Here is a 19,091-nt window from a genome sequence, read left to right on the forward strand (position 1 = left end):
GGTTTCTATATACTTGGCTATTGGGCGCTTACAGTGTTCCGAACAATGTCATGGGAAGCAGATACTTTTCGCATTATCTTATTACCCCATCAGCAACAAGGAGCGACAAAAAGTATACAATCAAAGAATTATCATTTCGTCTTTTTGCCCCATCAAATACTAGCTATATTTTTAAGCATCAGAAAACAAAAAAGAGCCCCCTCGGGACTCTAACACTCTCAATATATAATTATTTTAAAGTGATATAACCAATTTCTTGACCTTTGGTAACATTACCTGAAGCAGTTATTTTATACTCTTCAATCACTTCTGAACCATTTGTAAAGATAACAATCATCGCATTATCTTTACCTTCCTTTGCTAAAGCATCTAAATCAACTTCAGATACTTTACTTGAAGCGGTGACTTTGTCGTTTTCATTGACATCTGTTTCGAATGGTTCACCATTTAACGAAACAGTATCAATACCCATATGTAATAAAACTTCTAACTCACCTGCTTTAAATCCTACTGCATGTTGAGTCGGGAAGACATTGACAATTGTTCCTTCTACTGGTGATGAAATTGAGCCATTCGTTGGAAGTACAGCAAAACCGTCTCCCATCATTTTTTGAGCAAAAACGACATCGTTTACTTGTTCAATATTGATTAACTCACCATCAGCTGGTGCATATAATTTTATTTCTTTAATTACAGGTTCTTTTTCTTGTTGTTTTTTCTTGAAAAATCCAAACATTTATATTAGCTCCTATCATAGTATAGTAGCTATATTATAACATACCAAATCATAGTAGTAAAAAAATATCGCTAATTTTTTCAAATAAGTGTATAATATAATAGGTATGAAAGCGAGGTTAAAAAATTTATGAATTTTGATATTTTAGAACTAATCCGTATTTTAATCTTGAGTATAGTTCAAGGGATTACGGAATGGTTACCGATTAGTAGTACAGGGCATATGATTATTATTGAAGAGTTTTTCTCACTGACTTCTAGTCCTGAATTTAAGGAATTATTTTTTGTCTTAGTACAACTTGGATCGATTATGGCAGTAGTCCTACTTTATTTTAATAAGTTAAATCCTTTTTCATTTAAAAAATCCGCACAAGAACGCAAAGACACTTGGTTTATTTGGTTTAAAGTCGCAGTGGCCAGTATTCCAGCTGTCCTATTTGGACTTGTTTTAGATGATTATATGGAGATGTATTTTAATAAACCTTTAGTAGTTGCCGCTATGTTAATTGTTTATGGTTTTGCCTTTATTTGGATAGAAACACGTCAAAAGAGTCGTCACTCTCATGAGATTAATACTTTCCAAACCTTAACCTTTAAAGACGCCTTTTTAATCGGATGTTTCCAAGCATTAGCCATTATTCCAGGAACCTCTCGTTCCGGTTCTACCATTTTAGGGGCATTGTTACTTGGTACTTCTCGTTTTATCGCCACTGAATTTTCTTTTTATATGAGTATTCCAATTATGTTTGGAGCAAGCTTGAAAAAACTGCTAAAATTTGGTCTAGTCTTTAGCCAAGCAGAATTAATTTACTTAGGCGTCGGAATGTTCGTTGCATTTCTAGTTTCAGTTATTGCGATTAAATTCTTGCTTAATTATATTAAGCGAAACGACTTTAAAGCCTTCGGTTATTACCGTATTATCTTAGGTTCCATTATCATTTTATACTTCTTATTTACTGGAAGATAAATTAAATAAAAAAAACGCTACTTAGCCGAATGTTATAGTATAGTGCCCGCAAAAAGTTAGATTTTTGGTCTAACTTTTTGCGGGCAGCTCAATGTTCTCGGTTAAATAGCGGTTTTTTTTGTTATTGATGCCATTCTATATGGTGTTTAGCCAATAAATCATCAGCTGCTTGTGGTCCCTTAGAGCCAGCTTCATAATTAGGGAAATCTGGTTCTATCTTTTGCCAGTGACTAAATAAATTATCGATATATTTCCAAGCGTGTTCCACTTCTAAGTAATGAGCAAAGTGACTCTTGTCGCCTAAAATACATTCAAAAATTAAACGTTCATAATCTTGTGGTGTTTGTGCTAATTGTTCATCTGTATAATAATATTCAAACGGAATGCTATAAGTATCATGTGAATAGCCAAATACCTTTTGGTTAACTAATAAACGATAACCTGTTCGCGGAGCAATTTCAATTCTTAAATGATTTCCGGCAATACCTTCCATCGTCGGTTTAAATTGAACATCAATTAAAGTCGATTTAGAATTGACACGTTTTCCTGTTCTTACGAAAAATGGTACACCCTCCCATTGAGGTAAATCCACTTCAACTTTCGCTGCTAAATAGGTTTCAGTATTGGAATCACTGGCCACATTCTCTTCCTCACGGTACCCTTTAAAATCCGCGGCAGGACCATATTGTCCGCGAACAAAATTGGCTTTAACTTCTTCGGTTGTCTTCGGTAAATGAAGTGATGCAAGTATTTTAATTTTCTCTTCTTGAATCGCTTCTGCCGAATTATCTTTAGGTGCATCCATCGCTAACAAAGCCAATAATTGTAAAGCATGATTTTGAATCATATCACGAGTTGCCCCTGAGTGATCATAATATTCCCCACGGTCTTCAACTCCAACCTCTTCTAACAAACTAATTTGGAAATGATCAATTCCCTTATTATTCCAAATATCGCTGAAAAGACGGTTGTCAAAACGAATATTGCGAATCGCTTGTACCATTTCTTTGCCTAAATAATGGTCAATACGGAAAATTTGGTCTTCATCAAATGCTTGATTTAATTTTAGTTGGAGTTCTTGCGCTGACTCTGTATCATGTCCAAATGGTTTTTCAATTATTAAGCGATTATACCCATTTTCCGTAATCAAGCCTTCCGTTTTTAAATGTAAGGTAATGGTTGGGAATAATGCAGGTGATAATGAAATATAGAAAATACGGTTCCCATCGGTTTGGTATTGTTGATCAAGCTCTGCTTGAAAAGCTTTTAAATTTTGATAATGTGCTTTATCATTCACATCATGGGATAAATAATACATATGCGTTAAGAATTCTTCCAAATGTGTTGCATCTTCTACTTCTTTTGCGACACTTTGTCTAACAGTTTGACGCATATCCTCGTGGCTCCACTTAGTTCTTCCAGTTCCTATCAAGGCAAATTGTTTCGAAAGATGACCATTCTTGTATAGTCGATAAATTGCGGGATATAATTTACGCGACGCCAAATCTCCAGTCGCGCCAAATAGTGTCAAAATTAATTTATTTTCAGTCATGATACCCCTCCGATATATTTACTCATTATATTATAATCTATCACTCACAATATCTCAATTATATCTTTTAAAAACAAATAAGAGAAGAAATTTGATTACAATTAGAGCTTAATCAAAAATTCTCCCCTTATCGATCTGGATTAAAAAAATCTGTTAATTGGGTTTCAATGAGCTTTTATTATTGTTACCTATTTTTTTCTATTTATATTTTGAGTTCTCTCTTTTGTAGGGTTATACCTAATCGATTAAATGGCATTAAATAGTGATGTAAGAAGCCGCATGAATCGATTAATTATTTTCCACGACGTTTGCCTTTATTTTTAGTGTCACGTAAACGATTTTTCTTCTTCACAACTTTTTTCTTAGATTTCGGTTGATTGGCTCTACTTTTTGCTTGCGCCTTGCGTTTAATACTTTGCTCTTTTTCAACTTCAATATTCGCTAATCGTAACGCATCACGTTCTTCAATCGTCACGAGTTTTCCTTGATAATAAGCGCGTTCTTGTAGGTTAACCCCTTCATTCATTAATATATGAGCTAAATCCCTAAACTCTTGCTCATTTAATAATGATAAGACGGTTCCTTTATTACCCATGCGACCAGTTCTACCAGAACGGTGCAAGTATGTTCGAGCATCGTTGACGCGATTATAGTGAATCACACATGGTAAGTCGGCTATATCAAGACCTCGTGCTGAAACATCGGTTGTCAATAAATAAGTAGCTTTGCCTTCTCTAAAAGCATTAATAGCATGTTCACGCTCTAATTTTGACAATTGTCCATGTAAAGATACAACATTAAGACCATCATAAATTAATTTGGCTGCCACTTGATCCACTTCATTAACTTGCTCAAAAAAGACAATGGCTTGCATGCCCTCAACATGTGAAAGGCGTTTTAAATATTGAATCTTTTGACGATTTTGCACAATCAAACCAAAATGTTCGATATTTTCTAATGAATGATGGTCTACGTTTACGACTCGAACACTTTCTCCCATCTCGGCTGCCACCTTAACTAGCGCTTGACCAAAAGTAGCCGAAACCCAAACTTTTTGCACATCACGCATTAATTTATTAGTAAACTTGTCAATGGTAATGGCTTGCTCATCTTCATATAAATAATCTGCTTCATCATAAACGATGGCTTTGACTAAATGAAGTTTTAATTTACGCGATTGCTCGCTTAACTCATATAAACGACCAGGAGAAGCCACAATGACTTCCGGTTTGTCTTTCAAGGCATTAATTTGGCGTTGCATATTGGCACTACCCAGAATTGTTAGGACTTCAAGTTCTTTGGATCGCCCCCAAAGTTCAGCTACCTCTCCAATTTGCTTAACTAATTCTTGTGATGGCGCTAAGACTATTAATTGTAAAGTATTATTTTTTTCAACTTGCGCTAATAATGGTAACAGATAGGCTAATGTCTTACCTGTTCCCGTTGGTGAAACAGCTATCACCGATTCACCACTTTGAATGATGGGATACAACGCTTCTTGTATGGGACTCATTTGCTCGAAACCCTGCTGGTCCCATATCTTTTTAAAAGGTTCTTGAATAAAATTTGTCATATTGACTCCTTAATTAAATTTTAGATTGGCTGATTTTCTTAATTGTTCCATGACTTGTGCAACTTGTAAACTCATCTGCTTCCAGTCTTCATAACGAACTTTTTGCTGAATATTATCGGGATCTGTCAATACTTCTGCAAAAGCAATTAGTTCATCGTACATAACATTTTCTGGGCGATAATCGATTACTTTAGCCTCTTGTCCCGCTTTATTAATTAATTTAACACTCGCAATCCGAGTAATGCCCTCAATCACCACTGTTTCATCATCGAAGTAAATCTCAGATGGCATAATCGAATGAACGCCTTTAGACATAAAGATATTTACTTGAGAATGTTTATATTTTAAAATCGCATTACCAAATAAGTCAATTTGATTTGGACCTTTAACGGTATGGTAACTGACGCTATCAGGCATACCGAATAAATCCAAGGCTACATATAATGGATAAACACCAATGTCCATTAAAGTACCACCCGCAAATTTTGGATTAAAAATATTTGGTTGCTCTTCTTGACCCGCCATCGCTTGAATATATTGTTCATAACGAGAAGAATATTGACCAATATTAAAATTAGCCCCTAAAAATGGTTGTGAATGTCCCTTTTGTAAATTTCGAACTAATTGTCTTAAACGTCGATAATTGCGATTGTGGTAGTGTACCGCTGCCTCAAATACTTTAACTCCTTGCTGTTCAGCATATTGATGGATTTGATACCATTCACTAACCGAAGCAAAGGCCGGTTTTTCAACAATCACATGTTTCCCTGCACGAATCGCTTCTTTCGCGTACTGAAAGTGCAAACTATTCGGACTCGCAACATAAATAACATCAATGGTGGGATCATATAATAAATTATTTAATTGATCACAATAATAATCAGCTTGATAAAACTTAGCAATATCACGGGCATTTTTGGCATTACGAGAATAGATTCCCTTAATATGATATCGTCTCGTCAATTTTAGAGCTTGAATAAATTGTTCGGTAATCCAAGAAGTACCAATGGTGCCGACATTTAACATGGTCATTCCTCCTATTTCATAATGCGTCGATAAATCGCTAATAATAATTCATATAAAATAATGACACTGACAAAATAAATTAAAAATAGATTTTCTGGTAAGACTAAGATAATTGAATCGACTAAAGGGTCAAATAACCATAAATCGTTTCGGAAAAAAACTTGATGGAATAACAAAAAGATTTGATCAAAGGCAATGACCATTAAAAAAAGTAAAAGAAGCGGAAAATAAACCGCTAATTTAGAGAGTTGATATTGCAATTTTTTGACACCTAATTTGTTAGTAGACTGATAATTCCATCCTAAAAATATCAAGCCACAAATAGTCAAAACAAAATTAGCTTGCATTAAATATTTCACTTCAACAAAATGTTGGATACCAGCAGCGGAACTCGAAAAATCAGGAAAATTAAGGGTTTTAACTTGAGGTAGAATTAAAAAGTCCATCATATGATCGATATTCACTAATAATTGTGTTTTGGTTAATCCGACTGGCGTAGCTAAATCAACAAAACTTAAATAGCCACGATAAATCAGCCCGCCTGATAAGATGACAATCGAAATTGCCAAACTTATAAATGCAACAATCATCAACAACACGCGCATGAATTGTTTGAATTGAATCATATTAAAGCTCCCATTGCGATAAATCTTCCACCACATAGGTAGGTGGAATCGGTAAATTGGCAACATCTTCCGGATGAGTCACACCCGTTAATACCAACAGTGTGTCCATTCCATTATCAATCCCAACACGAATGTCGGTTTCATAATTATCTCCTACCATTAACACTTCATCGATTGTCAGACCTAATCGGTGTAGGCAGCCTTCTAAAATAGGACGATGTGGTTTCCCCATAATAATCGGCTCTACTTCCGTCGTATGTTGGATAAAAGCAGTTAACGCACCTGAACTCGGCATCATACCATTTTCTGTTGGAATACGACGATCGGTATTGGTCACAATAAATGGAGCGCCTTGGCGAATAGCATTAGCGGCTGTTGCTAGTTCATGATAGGTTACTTCACGATTAAGTGCTTGCACTACCACTTGCGCATTTTCTGTTTGATCAATCTGATAGCCGGCATCTTCAATCAATTTTTTAAAGGAAGGCTCGCCCACTACATGGACTGTTTGTCCTAGATGATGTGCATTTAAATAATCAATTAAAGCTAATGACGAAGTATAAACATTTTTTGGTTCAGCTGGTAAATGATAATTATTTTGTAAATTTAAGGCCACTTCTTCCGGCGTTTTCGTTGCATTATTCGTCATAAATAAATAGGGTATCTCTTTTTCATGCAACTGTTTAATAAAGGCTTCTGCCGTTGGAATTCGTCTTTTTCCAAAATATACGGTTCCATCTAAATCAATTAAATAAGCTTTATACTTTTTCATTGAATGCTCCTTCTAAGGTTGTTGTTTAATAATAAAATTTCGTTTGTTAGTACGATGAGTTTGTTTTTGTTTTGATTTCACCACTTTATTGGCTTCAAAATCAGCTTTTTTGTTTTGTGGTGTATGTTGCTTTCCTAATTGCTTAATTTGAAAAGCTTGATTTTGTTCACGTTGGTTATGACGTTTATGGCGTGATTTCCGTTTGGTTTTCTCATTATTCGTTGTCAATGAATTTTGTTGTTTTTGATGAATCGTATTAATAGGATTTTTTGTAGGTCGTTTCGACTGTGGCTTAGCCTGGCTAATTCGTTCTCGCAATTGATTGTATTTAACCAATGCTTCTTCTTTTGCTAAAACAAAATAACGGCAACCGAAATTACAATATTCTTTTAAATAATCATCTAAGTAATCAATGATTTGTTCACGTGGCACCTTACGACGATTAATTTGATAAAAACCTCTTAAACGTAATTGTTCAAAGCCCCAATCACCTACAATAAAATCAAAACGTTCAAAATACTCTTGATACCTCGCTTCAAAAGCACCAAAATCAAAGCCTTCGCGATAATTGGTTGCGACATGATAAATTTGTTCATTGATTTGAATAGTGGTCTCATCAATTTGATGAATATTTTTTTCTGATACATCTTCATCATGAATAATCGAGGTTAAGATGGATTCAATTTGATCAGAAATCGTATCAATAGATTTTTTAGACATCAAAAATCTCCTTTCAAGGATAATATGGATAAATATCATTATTGTATTGAGTTAACATTCTTTATTATAACAGTAACCACACTAGAAATGAAGAACAACTAAAAAAAGAATCACGATTGAATAAGGAGGCTGAGCAAAGGGAGTTGACATAAACTTGATAAAATTAGTTAAGATTATTGTTTAATAATTAATAACATAGTGGTTGGGTAGTATCGAACTGTTTTAAATCAATAGAGAACATAACAATTCATTTCCATCGCAACAATTATCGTTTTAAATTGATTACTGAGCAAATAAAAAGTTATTTGAGAATCACTTTGCTACCTACTGCTATCTTTTATCGCCGTCATGCGCTTACTGATTCAATCCACATCTGTTAGGTTACTACACTCAGTGTCACCATTATATATAGACGGTCCAAACCTGATTCAACTACATTTGTTAGGTTACTACACTGTATAATAAAATCCAAACAACAAAAAAAGCCGGTCAGAAATCATACATTTCTTTCCAGCCTTTAGCTTTATCCAATCTTAATTTAAAATTTAATCGGTCCTTGAATTAATAATAGTCCCAATGCAAAGATTCCTAATGCTAAAATAGCAAAAATAAAATTAGCAGGAATTCTAGGAAGTTCAATTTTTAATATAAAGCCCACTAAACATAATCCAAATGCTAAAATCCATAGATACATCACCAAGTCGGTGGGTGCTATCCAAGTTAAAATTGATAATAATGGTAACACCATCGCAATCGACACTAATGGTAAACCATAGACAGAACTTTCTTCTACTTCACCTTGAAGCTCCAAAGGCCGATTATAATGAGCAATTCGAGTCGCTACTGCTAGTAAATAAAAAGCAGCTACCATTACCGAAACCACGCTTTGATTAGTAATCTGCACTAACAAAACGCTCGGTGCCAATCCATACGTTACCATTTTACTTAAAGAATCCAATTCAATTGCAAACGATAATTCTTCTTCTTCCAAATCTTCTTGGTATTGATACGCTCCATTAAAAAAGTGGATGATTGCTCCAATAATAATCGACATAATGGCATAATGAGTCTCGCCAATCATGGTAAATCCTACTGATACTGACCCAAAAAACAGAAAAATAATGACCAATAGATTTGCTTTATTTAAATTTCCTAAAATCATGGTATCCCTCCTAAATCCTATTTACATCTATATTTTATCTAGTTTTGAAAACTATTTCAATCAATCTGCTAAAAATTGCCATAGAAATATTTTTTAACAGCGAACTTTTAAACACGATTGATCGATTATATAGAAATGTTCTTGATAGCCCGGTCATCAAATCTCCCTAAATAATTGCACTTTCACCATTATTTTTATATACTTAGGTAAAACCCAAGGAGGTAAAAAACATGAAATGGAAAATACTTGCTGACTCCGGATCATGCATCAGACATGAAGAAAAAATAACCGATGAGATTGGCTTTCAAGTGGTTCCCTTATTAATTAATATTGGTACCGAGTTATTTATTGACGACGATCTTAGTAAAGTTCCGGATTTAATGGACTCTATGGAACATAGCAAATTAGGTTCTTCAACCGCTTGTCCGTCACCTGATACTTACGCTTCAGCTTTTATGGATGCAGATAATATTATTTGTTTTACAATTTCGGGTGCTTTATCAGGAAGCTTTAATAGTGCTCAATTAGCAAAAAACCTTGTTTTAGAATCACACCCTGAAAAAAATATTCAAATTATTGATACTCTTTCTGCTGGGACTGAAATGGATATTTTAGTAGATAAGACGATTGAATTAATACAAGCAGGCAAATCATTCGATGAAGTCGTGACAGAAGTAGAAAATTATCATCAATCAACTGGTTTAGTCTTTATGCTAGAGTCAGTTGATAATCTAGTAAAAAATGGTCGCTTAAACCGTATAGTGGGTGGGATGATTGGTTTACTGAATATTCGCTTAATTGGTGTTCGTAGTGACGTTGGTCAAATTGAAGTCGTTCATAAATCAAAAGGGGAAAAACGTGCACACAATTCAATTGTTGACGTACTTACCGAAGCTAACTTTAATAATGGACGTATTGATATTTCACATTGCTTAAATGAATCTGGTGCCTTAAAACTAAAAGAGGTCATTTTAAAATCATTTCCACAGGCAACCATTAACATCCGTCCAACCAGTGGCTTATGTAGCTACTATGCGCAACGTGGTGGTCTAATGGTCGGTTATGAAACTGTATAGAAACTGTATAATAATAGCGTTTGAAGATGGACAATACTTGATAAATTCATTCAAGTGATTATTCGAAACTCATCAGCGCAATGGGTGATAGGCCTCACACTACGTCTTAAAGAAGTTAGGCATAAAGTTGATAAATTCAATCAAGTGATTGCTCGATAATTAAAAGCGTACGGGTTGAGTGACCCATACTGCGTCTTACAGACTTGTTTGAGGTCTACTCACCTGTGCGGGGGGTAGGCCGACGAAGCGAAAATCGAATGATTTTCAACTTCTTGCCCACACCCTACCTACTTTTTGTTTGAAGCACAATTAAACGCTGACATAACAATCTCACACTTTGCTAGTACGTCTTTATCTGAAAAGCTGAACGCCTTGGTAATCAACTAAAAAATCGATAAAATAAAAATGGACAAGATCTAAAGTTTTAACACTTTAAGCTCTTGTCCATTTATTTAATAACTAATCTATTGTCTATTTTTGTTGATAAAACTAAAGACAATAATTAAAATAACTGCTCCTAAAAATGAAGCAATAAAACCTGTATCATGGAATAAATACTCGCCAATAGCTGATCCTAATAAACCGGCGATAATGTTCCCAATAACACCACCAGGAATATCTTTACCTAAAAGTAAGCCAGCTAACCAGCCAATTATCCCACCAATAATTAAATTTACTATCATCGTAACCTCTCCTTAAATGAATGTAACACCATTATACCTTAGAACAGCACAATGAGCTAATAATGAACATAGTTAAAAATATTAGTTAATACCTTGATGCTACTGAATCCATCCTATTAACTCTCCCTATCAAGATGTTAACGCATCGTCACAAATTCTTCACTACCCGTAGGGTGAATCGCAACGACTGCATCAAATTGTGCTTTAGTAGCCCCCATCTTCATAGCGACACCGAAACCTTGAATCATTTCATCAACGCCTTCACCAATACCATGTAAGCCAATCACTCTTTCTTCTTCACCTACACAAACTAATTTAAAATAACAGGGTTCACGATGCCAAGCAGCACTAGCGTACATTGAGAAGAATTTAGTACGGTAGACTTTAACGGCATCTTTTCCATATTGATCAACTGCTTCCTGTTCAGTTAAACCAATCGTTCCAATAGCTGGATGACTAAAAATAACCGTTGGAATCATGTCATATGAGATGGCAGAAGTTGTCGCATCATTAAATAAATACTCTGATAATTGACGTCCAGCTTTAATAGCTACCGGCGTTAAATCAGCCTTACCGATTACATCACCTATCGCATAAATATTTGGCACGGTTGTTTGATGTCCTTCATCGACTTTAATATGACCCGATGGCAATAATTCAACATCCGTGTTTTCTAAACCTAATTGGTCGGTATTAGGTTGACGACCAATCGCCATAATCACTTTATCAACGGTTAAGATGACTTTATCCCCAACTAAACAATCAATTTTATCCCCATTTTGGCGATATTCCGTTATCGTGGTATTAGGAACTAAAGTAGGACCATTTTGAGCCATCGCTTCTACTAAACTTTCACCTAACATTTGATCAAATTGTCGTAATGGACGGTCATATCTGACTACTAAATGGGATTTGACACCAAGTGAATGTAACGCACCCGCTAATTCAACGGCAATATAGCCGGCACCGATAATTGCCACGGTCTCTGGTAAACTATCCCAATTGAAAAAGTCATCAGAAGTATCTACTAATTCAATCCCTTTGACCTTAGGTAAACTTGGACGACCACCGGTCGCAATCACAATATGTTTCGCTTCAAGTACTTCGCCATTAACTTCCACTTGATTATTATTAAGAAATTTAGCAAACCCTCGGTAAACATCAATGCCATTTTTTTCAAATCGATTGCCATAACCATTACGTGAACGGCTAACATAACCATCACGCGCTTCTAAAAATTTTTGATAATCAAATTGTACATTGTCAGCAGTAAAGCCATATCCTGGTCCATAATGGCGAATGGCCTCATTTACTTTGGTAGCATACCACGTTACCTTTTTGGGCACACATCCCAGATTAACACAAGTCCCACCAACTAAACCACCTTCAATGACTGCAACTTTAGCACCATATTCAGCTGCTCGATTGGCTGCTCCACTGCCGCCACTACCGCCACCGATGGTAATTAAATCATATTGTTTCATATTCATCCCTCTTTCATTCACTATCAAAATAACGATAGCATATTTTAACGATAACTGAAATATTTTTGCCTAAATGAAATTACTTAACAGGTGCAAATAATTCATGAAACTGCTATAATACCGTTTGGTGATAAAAATATGAATAAAACAAAACAAAATATTATGTTGGAAGGCGACATTACCAAAACAATTATTGCCCTTTCAGCCCCTCTGATGTTTAACAATTTAATTCGAACTCTTTATAATTTAACCGACGGCCTCTATGTGGCTCAGCTCTCTTCAGATGACTTTGCTGCTACCGCTTTTGTTTGGCCACTAAATTTTCTATTTATTTCTTTAGGTATGGGAATTGGCGTCGGTGCCACTACTTTAATCGCACAACGCTTAGGTGCACGACAATATGAAAAAGCCAATCAATTTGCCCAAAATGCGCTCAACCTCTCTCTAATTATTGGCTTACTCGTTTCGATTATCGGTTATATTTATTCAGCAGACTTTGTTAGCTGGATGGGTGGCACGGGAGAATTCACGCTTAAAAGTACGACATATTTAAAAATTAATTTCATCGGTCTCTTTTTCGACTTTGGTTATTTTGCCCACCAAGCGATTCTCAACTCTGAGGGAAACAATAAGACTATCACGATTATTAGTACCATCTCCTCTTTGATTAATGTAATTTTAGATCCTATCTTTATTTTTAAAACCATTCCCTTAATTAATTTACCTGGTTTGGATATGGGGATTGCAGGTGCCGCTTGGGCGACAGTCATTTCTAAAATGATTCTTTTAATACTAGCCGCTTATGTGGTTAAACGTCAGTCACAAGTTAAAGTACGTCTACTAAATCGTGAATACCATTTTCCAATTATTCAAGAATTAACTAAAATTGCGCTCCCTTCAGCCTTAGGTTATAGCGGTGCTGCCATGGGATTTACTGTTTTAAATGGCTTAATCCAATCATATGGGACGGATACTTTAGCAGCTTTCTCGATGGGCAATCGCTTATCTGATTTATTAACACAACCACAAATGGGGATTGGGATGGCTTTAACTTCTTTAATTGGCCAAAATATCGGAGCACAACAATTTGATCGTGCCAAAGCAATCTTTAGACGCACTAATTTTATTATTGGATTCATTTCAATTATTTCTTCATTTGTTATTTATTTCTTTAAACAAGATTTACTATCACTGTTTATTACCGATATGAGTAATCAAAATCTTTGGAATCAAGCCATTGAATATTTGATGTATAGTACGTTCATTATCTTTTTTATGGGATTCTTCTCTTCTTATAATGGGGTCTTCCAAGGGATGGGTAAAACCAATTATTCGATGTTCATGTCAATCGGTCGTCTATGGTTATTCCGCTTACCACTCATCTGGTTATTCAGTAACTTTAGTAATCTTGGTTCAACCGGGATTTGGATTTCCATGTTGTTATCAAATGGTTTAACCGTCTTAATCGCGGCTTTTGTCTACCATAAAATCGATTGGAAACAATTGCAAAAAAATTAATTCAAAAAAACTTGAAGGTGTAAAGGAAAAATACTTTACAGGGTGATAATAATCTGATACAATACATACTTGTGAATGATATTTATGGAGGTGAAATGAACATGGCAGTTAAAATCCGTTTAAAACGTATGGGTGCTAAAAAACAACCATTCTACAGAATCGTTGTTGCAGACTCTCGTTCTCCACGTGATGGTCGTATTATCGAACAAATCGGTACTTACAACCCACTTACAGAACCAGCTACTTTAGACATTAAAGAAGAATTAGCTTTACAATGGTTAGCTAATGGTGCACAACCATCTGATACCGTTCGTAACTTATTCTCTACAAAAGGTATTATGACAAAATACCACGAATCAAAAAAATAATTGATTAAAAATGGAAGTCTTTTGACTTCTTTTTTTTTACAAAAAATTCGAAAACGGTTCATATTTTCAAATTTTATTCAAGCCTTTTTCACCCACTCCAAAAAAATTAATGATATAATTAAATCATAAAGAGGAGGAGTTTATTATGAAACTTATGAAAAAAATGACCGTGGTCTTAGCGTTAAGTTCCTTAGCAATTGTCCCAATTAGCTCTAGTGTCATCTCATTAACAGAAGTTCAAGCAACAACCCCAGCCACTGCACCACAACGTGAATTATCATTAGGTGCATCTTTAACCGCACAAGAAGCTGAGCAAACCAAACAACTATTAGGTGCTAATAATTTGCCTATCGATAATACAATTTATGTTGACGGTACTGTCGTTAACCAATATTTACAAGATGGGTCAAATCAAAATACCGGTGTTTTCTCAAGTGCCTTAATTGAAAAATTACCAGAAGGTTCTGGTGTGCAAGTACAAGTCATTACCCCACAAAACATTTTAGTGGTCAAACCAACGACTTATCAGAATGCAGCCATTACTTCAGGTGCCAAAGACGTACTCATTAAAATCGCAACTGTTAAACCGGTAACCGGTGAAGGTGCGTTAGCAGGTGTTTATGCTCTCTTTGAAAAAGCCGGCTTAAAAGTTGATCAAAAATCAATCGTCGTCGCTGAAAAAGAGATTCAATTAGTCGAACAAGCGAAAAAAGAAAATCAAGTAACAGATGTTCAAATCAATAAAATTATTGTCGAAATGAAAACCCAAATTACCAATACAGTGGTAAATAATCAAGAAGTTAACATTGACACTATTGTTCAAACCATTATCAATAACAATCCGGATATTAAATTATCAAATGAAACAATTGAGTTCTTAAAACAAGTCGCAAAAGATTACTCAGAAACTGAAGCGGCTAAAAATAAAGACACCGTTGATCAATTAGATAAAAGTATTACCGAAGATGCTAATAAGCCATATGCAGTAGACTTAAATCAATTTGGTGGCTATGCCACATTCAAACGTGATGGCGAAGGCATTCCACAAAATATTCAAGTCTCATTATTAGATAAACGTGTTTATTTCATGGACAGCAAAGCTACTTATGAATTAACAACCGAAAATATTGACACTAAAGAATTGACAGCTATTGCTCAAGATGGATCAACCCGTCAAGTAAAAGTCAACACCGTTTTACATTTAAAACCTGTTGCTGATACCGGGGCAAAAGAATCCGAAGATTTATACTTATTCTTCAACAATTCTGGTACGATTTCATTATTAACACCAGATTACAGCGGACAAGCTGGTCAAGAAGGTATGTTAGAATATGTTCTAACTGAAACACCTACTCAAACTGATGTTGAAGAACCTAGTTTAGAAGACTTCCCATATATGGTTGATTTAAATATTTTACAAGATAAAACTTACTTCGTACGTGAAGGTATGAATATTCCTAACGGATTAAACTTAGCTAAAAATGATTTAACCTTAGCTTACGATTATCCGGAACAAGAATCACAAGTATCAAATATTGAAATTACCAATATTCCAACTCAAGACATTCGTGTCTTCTCTGCCGATGGTTCTGGTATTCGCGATATTAAAGTAAATACAGTAATTCGTTCAAAACAAGGTAGCGAAAATCTATTCCTATTTGTTAATAAAGATGGTGGTATCTCATTAGCGACACCAAACTATGCTGGTAATGTTGACGAATCCGAAAAAGATGTCATGTTAGAATACTTAGTAGGTACTCAACCTGAAGCACCAGCTGAAGAAACAACTGAAGCGCCTGCCGAGGAATCAACTGAAGCACCTGCTGAAGAAACAACTGAGGCGCCTGCCGAAGAAACAACTGAGGCTCCAGCTGAAGAAACAACTGAGGCACCTGCTGAAGAAACAACTGAGGAACCAGCTGAACAAAATACAGATGATTTCCCTTATATGGTTGATTTATCACATATAGCTGGTGAAACACCATTCTTTAATCCAGGAATGAATATTCCAAATAATATTATTATCAATACTGACGCTAACTCTGTTACATTTAAAGCTGCTGATGGTAGCGAACCAGTTGGAACAGCAACCTTTACTAATATTCCAACCAAAGAAATTCGTATTTTCTCACATGATGGATCAGGCATTCGTAATGTCAAAGTCAATACCGTCATTCAAATTGAAGGTATTGAAGGAGATTTCGCAAATGAAATGTATCTATTCCAAAATGCGAACGGTGGTGTCTCACTTGCAACGCCAAATTACGCTGGCAATGTAGAAGAAGCAGATAGAGATGTCATGATTGAATACTTAGTTGGTGAATATGTCCCTGAAGATAATTCTGATAATTCAGGAAACGAGGAAGCTGTTGACCCAAGTGAATATCCATTTATGGTTGATAAGAGTGAAGTATCAAGTGACACTCTCTTTGGAAATGACGGCATGAATATTCCAAACGAAATCACGTTAAATTCATCAGAGGGAACCGTGAGTTTTGTCTACCCTGGTACAGAACCACAAAAAGGCGAAATAAAATTTGAGGTAGTCCCAGAAAAAGAAATTCGTGTCAATTCACATGACGGCTCTGGTGTCCGTAATGTTAAAGTCAATACCGTTATCAAAGTATCCGGGCTTGAGGGAGATTTAGCTAAGGACATGTATCTCTTCCATAATGCTCAAGGTGGTATTTCTTTAGCAACACCAAATTATGCTGGTAATACCGATGAAGCAAATCAAGATGTGATGATTGAATACCTCGTTAAATAACCATCTTAATCGATTGCTACCACCTATACAATAATAGTATAACTTAATTTTTAATTAAGAAACTTAAATTGAAAACGACTGGAATTTTCCCATTTCCGGTCGTTTTTATTTTTCTTTTCACAAACGAAAATTGCTTATACAATATTTAAGTGTTCTATCATCATTGATTCTACCACTCTTTTAAAACTATTTTTTTATCTAACTTTGTGAAAAATATATAATACTAACGAACTCATTCAATTAAAATTCTTATTATTTTTTTAAACATTTTGAAAGGCTTATCATTTTACTTTGAATTTAAATTTAGATATGCTTTAAGTAGTTAATATGAGAGGAGAGAATTAGAATGAAAAAATCATTATTAGCTAGTACATTGATATTGTCATTGTTAGCCGGTACTTTTGTACCAACACTTTCCCCTGCTTATGCAGAGGAAACAACAACAGTTTCTGAAGATGAAGCAGAAACTACAGCAGCAGAAACCACAGCAGAAGAAACTACCGTAGCAGAAGAAACAAGTAACGCAGAAGAAACAAGTAACGCAGAAGAATCTTCCGAAAGTAATGAAAGTTCTGACGAAGACTCCGATGATACTGATGACAATGAAACAAATAATGAAGAAACTCCTGGAAACAATGAAGAAACACCTGCCAATGATGATGAAGCAGATGCAGCCGATTGGGAAGCTTTTCAAGCTAAGTTACAAGAAATATTAGAAGCTGAAAAAGTAGACGTTTTATATAAAAACTTAAAACCAATCAATTTAACTGAAAATGTTGACGGCATTGATATTATCATCAATGGTTATTACTACTATGAAATAAGTAATTTTGATGTTGACTGGGAATATGTATTTGGTGATCAAACAGAAAAAGCTGGTGTAATTGTCTATGATATCACTTTAAAAAACACGGGTGATCAAGACCTATACCCTGTTCCTACCTTCGATACAAAGGTGACCGGCAATGATGATTTGATTATGCATAATACTTCTTTAGTGAAAGAATCACAATCACTAAATTGGTTATTCCATACAGATAACGAAGGTGTCTTAGAAGCGGGTCAAGAAATTCGAGGTTTCTATCCGCTAGCTGTTACACCAAATACAATGGAAAAAATTGAAGCTGAAGGCATTGGTTTAATGGAAACACCAACTGTTTATACCTCTGAAGAATTTGATTCTGAAACTTTATTAGCTCGTGGTACTAACATTCGTATTCCATTTACTACCAAAGGTGAAGAAATTGCAGCTGCAGCCGCTGACTTTTATCCTGATGTCTACACATTAGAAAATTGGGGTAATAAAACACTAGTTGATGAAGTTGAATTAGGTGAAACAATTGAGTCCCAAGGTTTAAGTATTACGGTCGATAGTTACCAAATAACAGAATTAGAACCAAATGAAGATTATAAAGATCGCTTTGCAGACTTTGAAGATGGTGCGTATTTATTAACGTTAGCTGTTACATATGACAACCAAACTAAAAAAGATTTACAGTTAGATATGGTTTCAGGTAACTTAACATTAGCTGATATGATTAGTTCCTTTAGCGAAGGTTTATTAGAGCCCCGTTTAGAAAATCGTGAATTACCTGCGGGTGAAACAGCCTCACGTTATCACACATTCTTAATGGATGGCAAAACTTATGAAAAATTCGCAGAAGATGATTGGGTATTAGAACTAAAACCTCAAGATACAGATTTTGACCGTTTAGGTGCAAAAGATGCTTTCTTCTTCGAACTAAAATAATAATGTTAAAATACTTGTGGTTTTAGAGAAAAGCTGAAGTATTTCTTACCAACGATCGTGATTGTATTGACAATTTAATAGCTGAGTAGTCTTAAACAATGTCCTATCAACTGACTTAATAACTACTCGACTCGGGAGTGAGCAGACGTAGTGAAATTCTAATGATTTTCTACTTCTAACTCGCTCCTTTTTTCATTATCACTTCAGTACTTTCTACTCAATAATCAGCAGATAGTTATGGTAAAGATTAACGATTGCCTCTATTTTCGTAAGAATCTAGAGTAAGCGTCCTATAACAGAGTATCTATCAAT

General features: G+C 35.0%; 17 protein-coding genes. 7 read left to right on the forward strand and 10 right to left on the reverse strand.

The window, feature by feature from the left end; all coding sequences use genetic code 11:
* Window positions 1-213, forward strand: a 213-nt coding sequence (locus HMPREF2811_RS11595; protein ID WP_210386561.1) for a hypothetical protein, incomplete at its 5' end; no start/stop codon positions are given.
* Between the two features lie 16 nt (window positions 214-229).
* Here the strand turns inward: HMPREF2811_RS11595 and HMPREF2811_RS07885 are convergent.
* Window positions 230-736, reverse strand: a complete 507-nt coding sequence (locus HMPREF2811_RS07885) for a PTS sugar transporter subunit IIA (RefSeq protein ID WP_071408864.1) — start codon at window positions 734-736, stop codon at window positions 230-232.
* A 129-nt stretch (window positions 737-865) separates the two neighbouring features.
* Between HMPREF2811_RS07885 and HMPREF2811_RS07890 the strand changes: the two genes are divergently transcribed.
* A complete protein-coding gene (locus HMPREF2811_RS07890; RefSeq protein ID WP_071408865.1) occupies window positions 866-1,702 on the forward strand; it encodes an undecaprenyl-diphosphate phosphatase in 837 nt (278 codons plus the stop codon).
* A gap of 121 nt (window positions 1,703-1,823) precedes the next feature.
* Here HMPREF2811_RS07890 and zwf read toward each other — a convergent pair whose 3' ends face one another.
* The 7 genes from zwf to HMPREF2811_RS07925 all read right to left on the reverse strand — a co-directional run bounded on the left by zwf (window position 1,824) and on the right by HMPREF2811_RS07925 (window position 9,133).
* The gene (gene zwf / locus HMPREF2811_RS07895; protein ID WP_071408866.1) at window positions 1,824-3,254 is read right to left on the reverse strand and encodes a glucose-6-phosphate dehydrogenase; all 1,431 of its coding nucleotides are present in this window, start codon (window positions 3,252-3,254) and stop codon (window positions 1,824-1,826) included.
* 292 nt (window positions 3,255-3,546) lie between these two features.
* Entirely contained in the window at window positions 3,547-4,767 is a 1,221-nt protein-coding gene (locus HMPREF2811_RS07900; RefSeq protein WP_210386562.1) for a DEAD/DEAH box helicase, read from the reverse strand.
* Between the two features lie 69 nt (window positions 4,768-4,836).
* Complete coding sequence (locus HMPREF2811_RS07905) at window positions 4,837-5,853, reverse strand: Gfo/Idh/MocA family protein (protein ID WP_066125323.1); 1,017 nt, start codon at window positions 5,851-5,853, stop codon at window positions 4,837-4,839.
* An 11-nt stretch (window positions 5,854-5,864) separates the two neighbouring features.
* Entirely contained in the window at window positions 5,865-6,479 is a 615-nt protein-coding gene (locus HMPREF2811_RS07910; protein WP_071408868.1) for a TIGR01906 family membrane protein, read from the reverse strand.
* A gap of 1 nt (window position 6,480) precedes the next feature.
* Entirely contained in the window at window positions 6,481-7,251 is a 771-nt protein-coding gene (locus HMPREF2811_RS07915; protein WP_066125319.1) for a TIGR01457 family HAD-type hydrolase, read from the reverse strand.
* A 12-nt stretch (window positions 7,252-7,263) separates the two neighbouring features.
* On the reverse strand, window positions 7,264-7,971 hold the full coding sequence (locus tag HMPREF2811_RS07920; protein WP_071408869.1) for a YutD family protein: 708 nt from the start codon (window positions 7,969-7,971) through the stop codon (window positions 7,264-7,266).
* A gap of 538 nt (window positions 7,972-8,509) precedes the next feature.
* Window positions 8,510-9,133, reverse strand: a complete 624-nt coding sequence (locus tag HMPREF2811_RS07925) for a CDP-alcohol phosphatidyltransferase family protein (protein WP_071408870.1) — start codon at window positions 9,131-9,133, stop codon at window positions 8,510-8,512.
* A 230-nt stretch (window positions 9,134-9,363) separates the two neighbouring features.
* Here HMPREF2811_RS07925 and HMPREF2811_RS07930 point away from each other — a divergent pair, with 230 nt between their 5' ends.
* The gene (locus tag HMPREF2811_RS07930; RefSeq protein ID WP_071408871.1) at window positions 9,364-10,209 is read left to right on the forward strand and encodes a DegV family protein; all 846 of its coding nucleotides are present in this window, start codon (window positions 9,364-9,366) and stop codon (window positions 10,207-10,209) included.
* Between the two features lie 464 nt (window positions 10,210-10,673).
* Here HMPREF2811_RS07930 and HMPREF2811_RS07935 read toward each other — a convergent pair whose 3' ends face one another.
* Both HMPREF2811_RS07935 and gorA read right to left on the reverse strand, forming a co-directional pair.
* The gene (locus HMPREF2811_RS07935; protein ID WP_174519415.1) at window positions 10,674-10,892 is read right to left on the reverse strand and encodes a GlsB/YeaQ/YmgE family stress response membrane protein; all 219 of its coding nucleotides are present in this window, start codon (window positions 10,890-10,892) and stop codon (window positions 10,674-10,676) included.
* A gap of 137 nt (window positions 10,893-11,029) precedes the next feature.
* Entirely contained in the window at window positions 11,030-12,376 is a 1,347-nt protein-coding gene (gene gorA / locus HMPREF2811_RS07940; RefSeq protein ID WP_071408872.1) for a glutathione-disulfide reductase, read from the reverse strand.
* Window positions 12,377-12,514: 138 nt separating this feature from the next.
* Here gorA and HMPREF2811_RS07945 point away from each other — a divergent pair, with 138 nt between their 5' ends.
* From HMPREF2811_RS07945 to HMPREF2811_RS07960, 4 genes are all read left to right on the forward strand, one after another.
* Window positions 12,515-13,894, forward strand: a complete 1,380-nt coding sequence (locus HMPREF2811_RS07945) for an MATE family efflux transporter (RefSeq protein WP_071408873.1) — start codon at window positions 12,515-12,517, stop codon at window positions 13,892-13,894.
* 101 nt (window positions 13,895-13,995) lie between these two features.
* Window positions 13,996-14,262 (forward strand): 30S ribosomal protein S16, encoded by a 267-nt coding sequence (gene rpsP / locus HMPREF2811_RS07950; protein WP_066126553.1) that lies wholly within the window; start codon window positions 13,996-13,998, stop codon window positions 14,260-14,262.
* A 145-nt stretch (window positions 14,263-14,407) separates the two neighbouring features.
* The gene (locus HMPREF2811_RS07955; RefSeq protein ID WP_071408874.1) at window positions 14,408-17,029 is read left to right on the forward strand and encodes a DUF1002 domain-containing protein; all 2,622 of its coding nucleotides are present in this window, start codon (window positions 14,408-14,410) and stop codon (window positions 17,027-17,029) included.
* A 346-nt stretch (window positions 17,030-17,375) separates the two neighbouring features.
* The gene (locus tag HMPREF2811_RS07960; RefSeq protein WP_071408875.1) at window positions 17,376-18,779 is read left to right on the forward strand and encodes a hypothetical protein; all 1,404 of its coding nucleotides are present in this window, start codon (window positions 17,376-17,378) and stop codon (window positions 18,777-18,779) included.
* The last annotated feature ends 312 nt before the right edge of the window (window positions 18,780-19,091 follow it).

The organism is Globicatella sp. HMSC072A10 (assembly GCF_001811625.1).
In the GTDB taxonomy this organism is placed as follows: domain Bacteria; phylum Bacillota; class Bacilli; order Lactobacillales; family Aerococcaceae; genus Globicatella; species Globicatella sanguinis.

Bases quoted from the DNA above. Each gene is read 5' to 3' on its own strand.
- HMPREF2811_RS07885 (WP_071408864.1), bottom strand. From the start codon at position 736: ATGTTTGGATTTTTCAAGAAAAAACAACAAGAAAAAGAACCTGTAATT.
- HMPREF2811_RS07890 (WP_071408865.1), top strand. From the start codon at position 866: ATGAATTTTGATATTTTAGAACTAATCCGTATTTTAATCTTGAGTATA.
- zwf (WP_071408866.1), bottom strand. From the start codon at position 3,254: ATGACTGAAAATAAATTAATTTTGACACTATTTGGCGCGACTGGAGAT.
- HMPREF2811_RS07900 (WP_210386562.1), bottom strand. From the start codon at position 4,767: ATGAGTCCCATACAAGAAGCGTTGTATCCCATCATTCAAAGTGGTGAA.
- HMPREF2811_RS07905 (WP_066125323.1), bottom strand. From the start codon at position 5,853: ATGTTAAATGTCGGCACCATTGGTACTTCTTGGATTACCGAACAATTT.
- HMPREF2811_RS07910 (WP_071408868.1), bottom strand. From the start codon at position 6,479: ATGATTCAATTCAAACAATTCATGCGCGTGTTGTTGATGATTGTTGCA.
- HMPREF2811_RS07915 (WP_066125319.1), bottom strand. From the start codon at position 7,251: ATGAAAAAGTATAAAGCTTATTTAATTGATTTAGATGGAACCGTATAT.
- HMPREF2811_RS07920 (WP_071408869.1), bottom strand. From the start codon at position 7,971: ATGTCTAAAAAATCTATTGATACGATTTCTGATCAAATTGAATCCATC.
- HMPREF2811_RS07925 (WP_071408870.1), bottom strand. From the start codon at position 9,133: ATGATTTTAGGAAATTTAAATAAAGCAAATCTATTGGTCATTATTTTT.
- HMPREF2811_RS07930 (WP_071408871.1), top strand. From the start codon at position 9,364: ATGAAATGGAAAATACTTGCTGACTCCGGATCATGCATCAGACATGAA.
- HMPREF2811_RS07935 (WP_174519415.1), bottom strand. From the start codon at position 10,892: ATGATAGTAAATTTAATTATTGGTGGGATAATTGGCTGGTTAGCTGGC.
- gorA (WP_071408872.1), bottom strand. From the start codon at position 12,376: ATGAAACAATATGATTTAATTACCATCGGTGGCGGTAGTGGCGGCAGT.
- HMPREF2811_RS07945 (WP_071408873.1), top strand. From the start codon at position 12,515: ATGAATAAAACAAAACAAAATATTATGTTGGAAGGCGACATTACCAAA.
- rpsP (WP_066126553.1), top strand. From the start codon at position 13,996: ATGGCAGTTAAAATCCGTTTAAAACGTATGGGTGCTAAAAAACAACCA.
- HMPREF2811_RS07955 (WP_071408874.1), top strand. From the start codon at position 14,408: ATGAAACTTATGAAAAAAATGACCGTGGTCTTAGCGTTAAGTTCCTTA.
- HMPREF2811_RS07960 (WP_071408875.1), top strand. From the start codon at position 17,376: ATGAAAAAATCATTATTAGCTAGTACATTGATATTGTCATTGTTAGCC.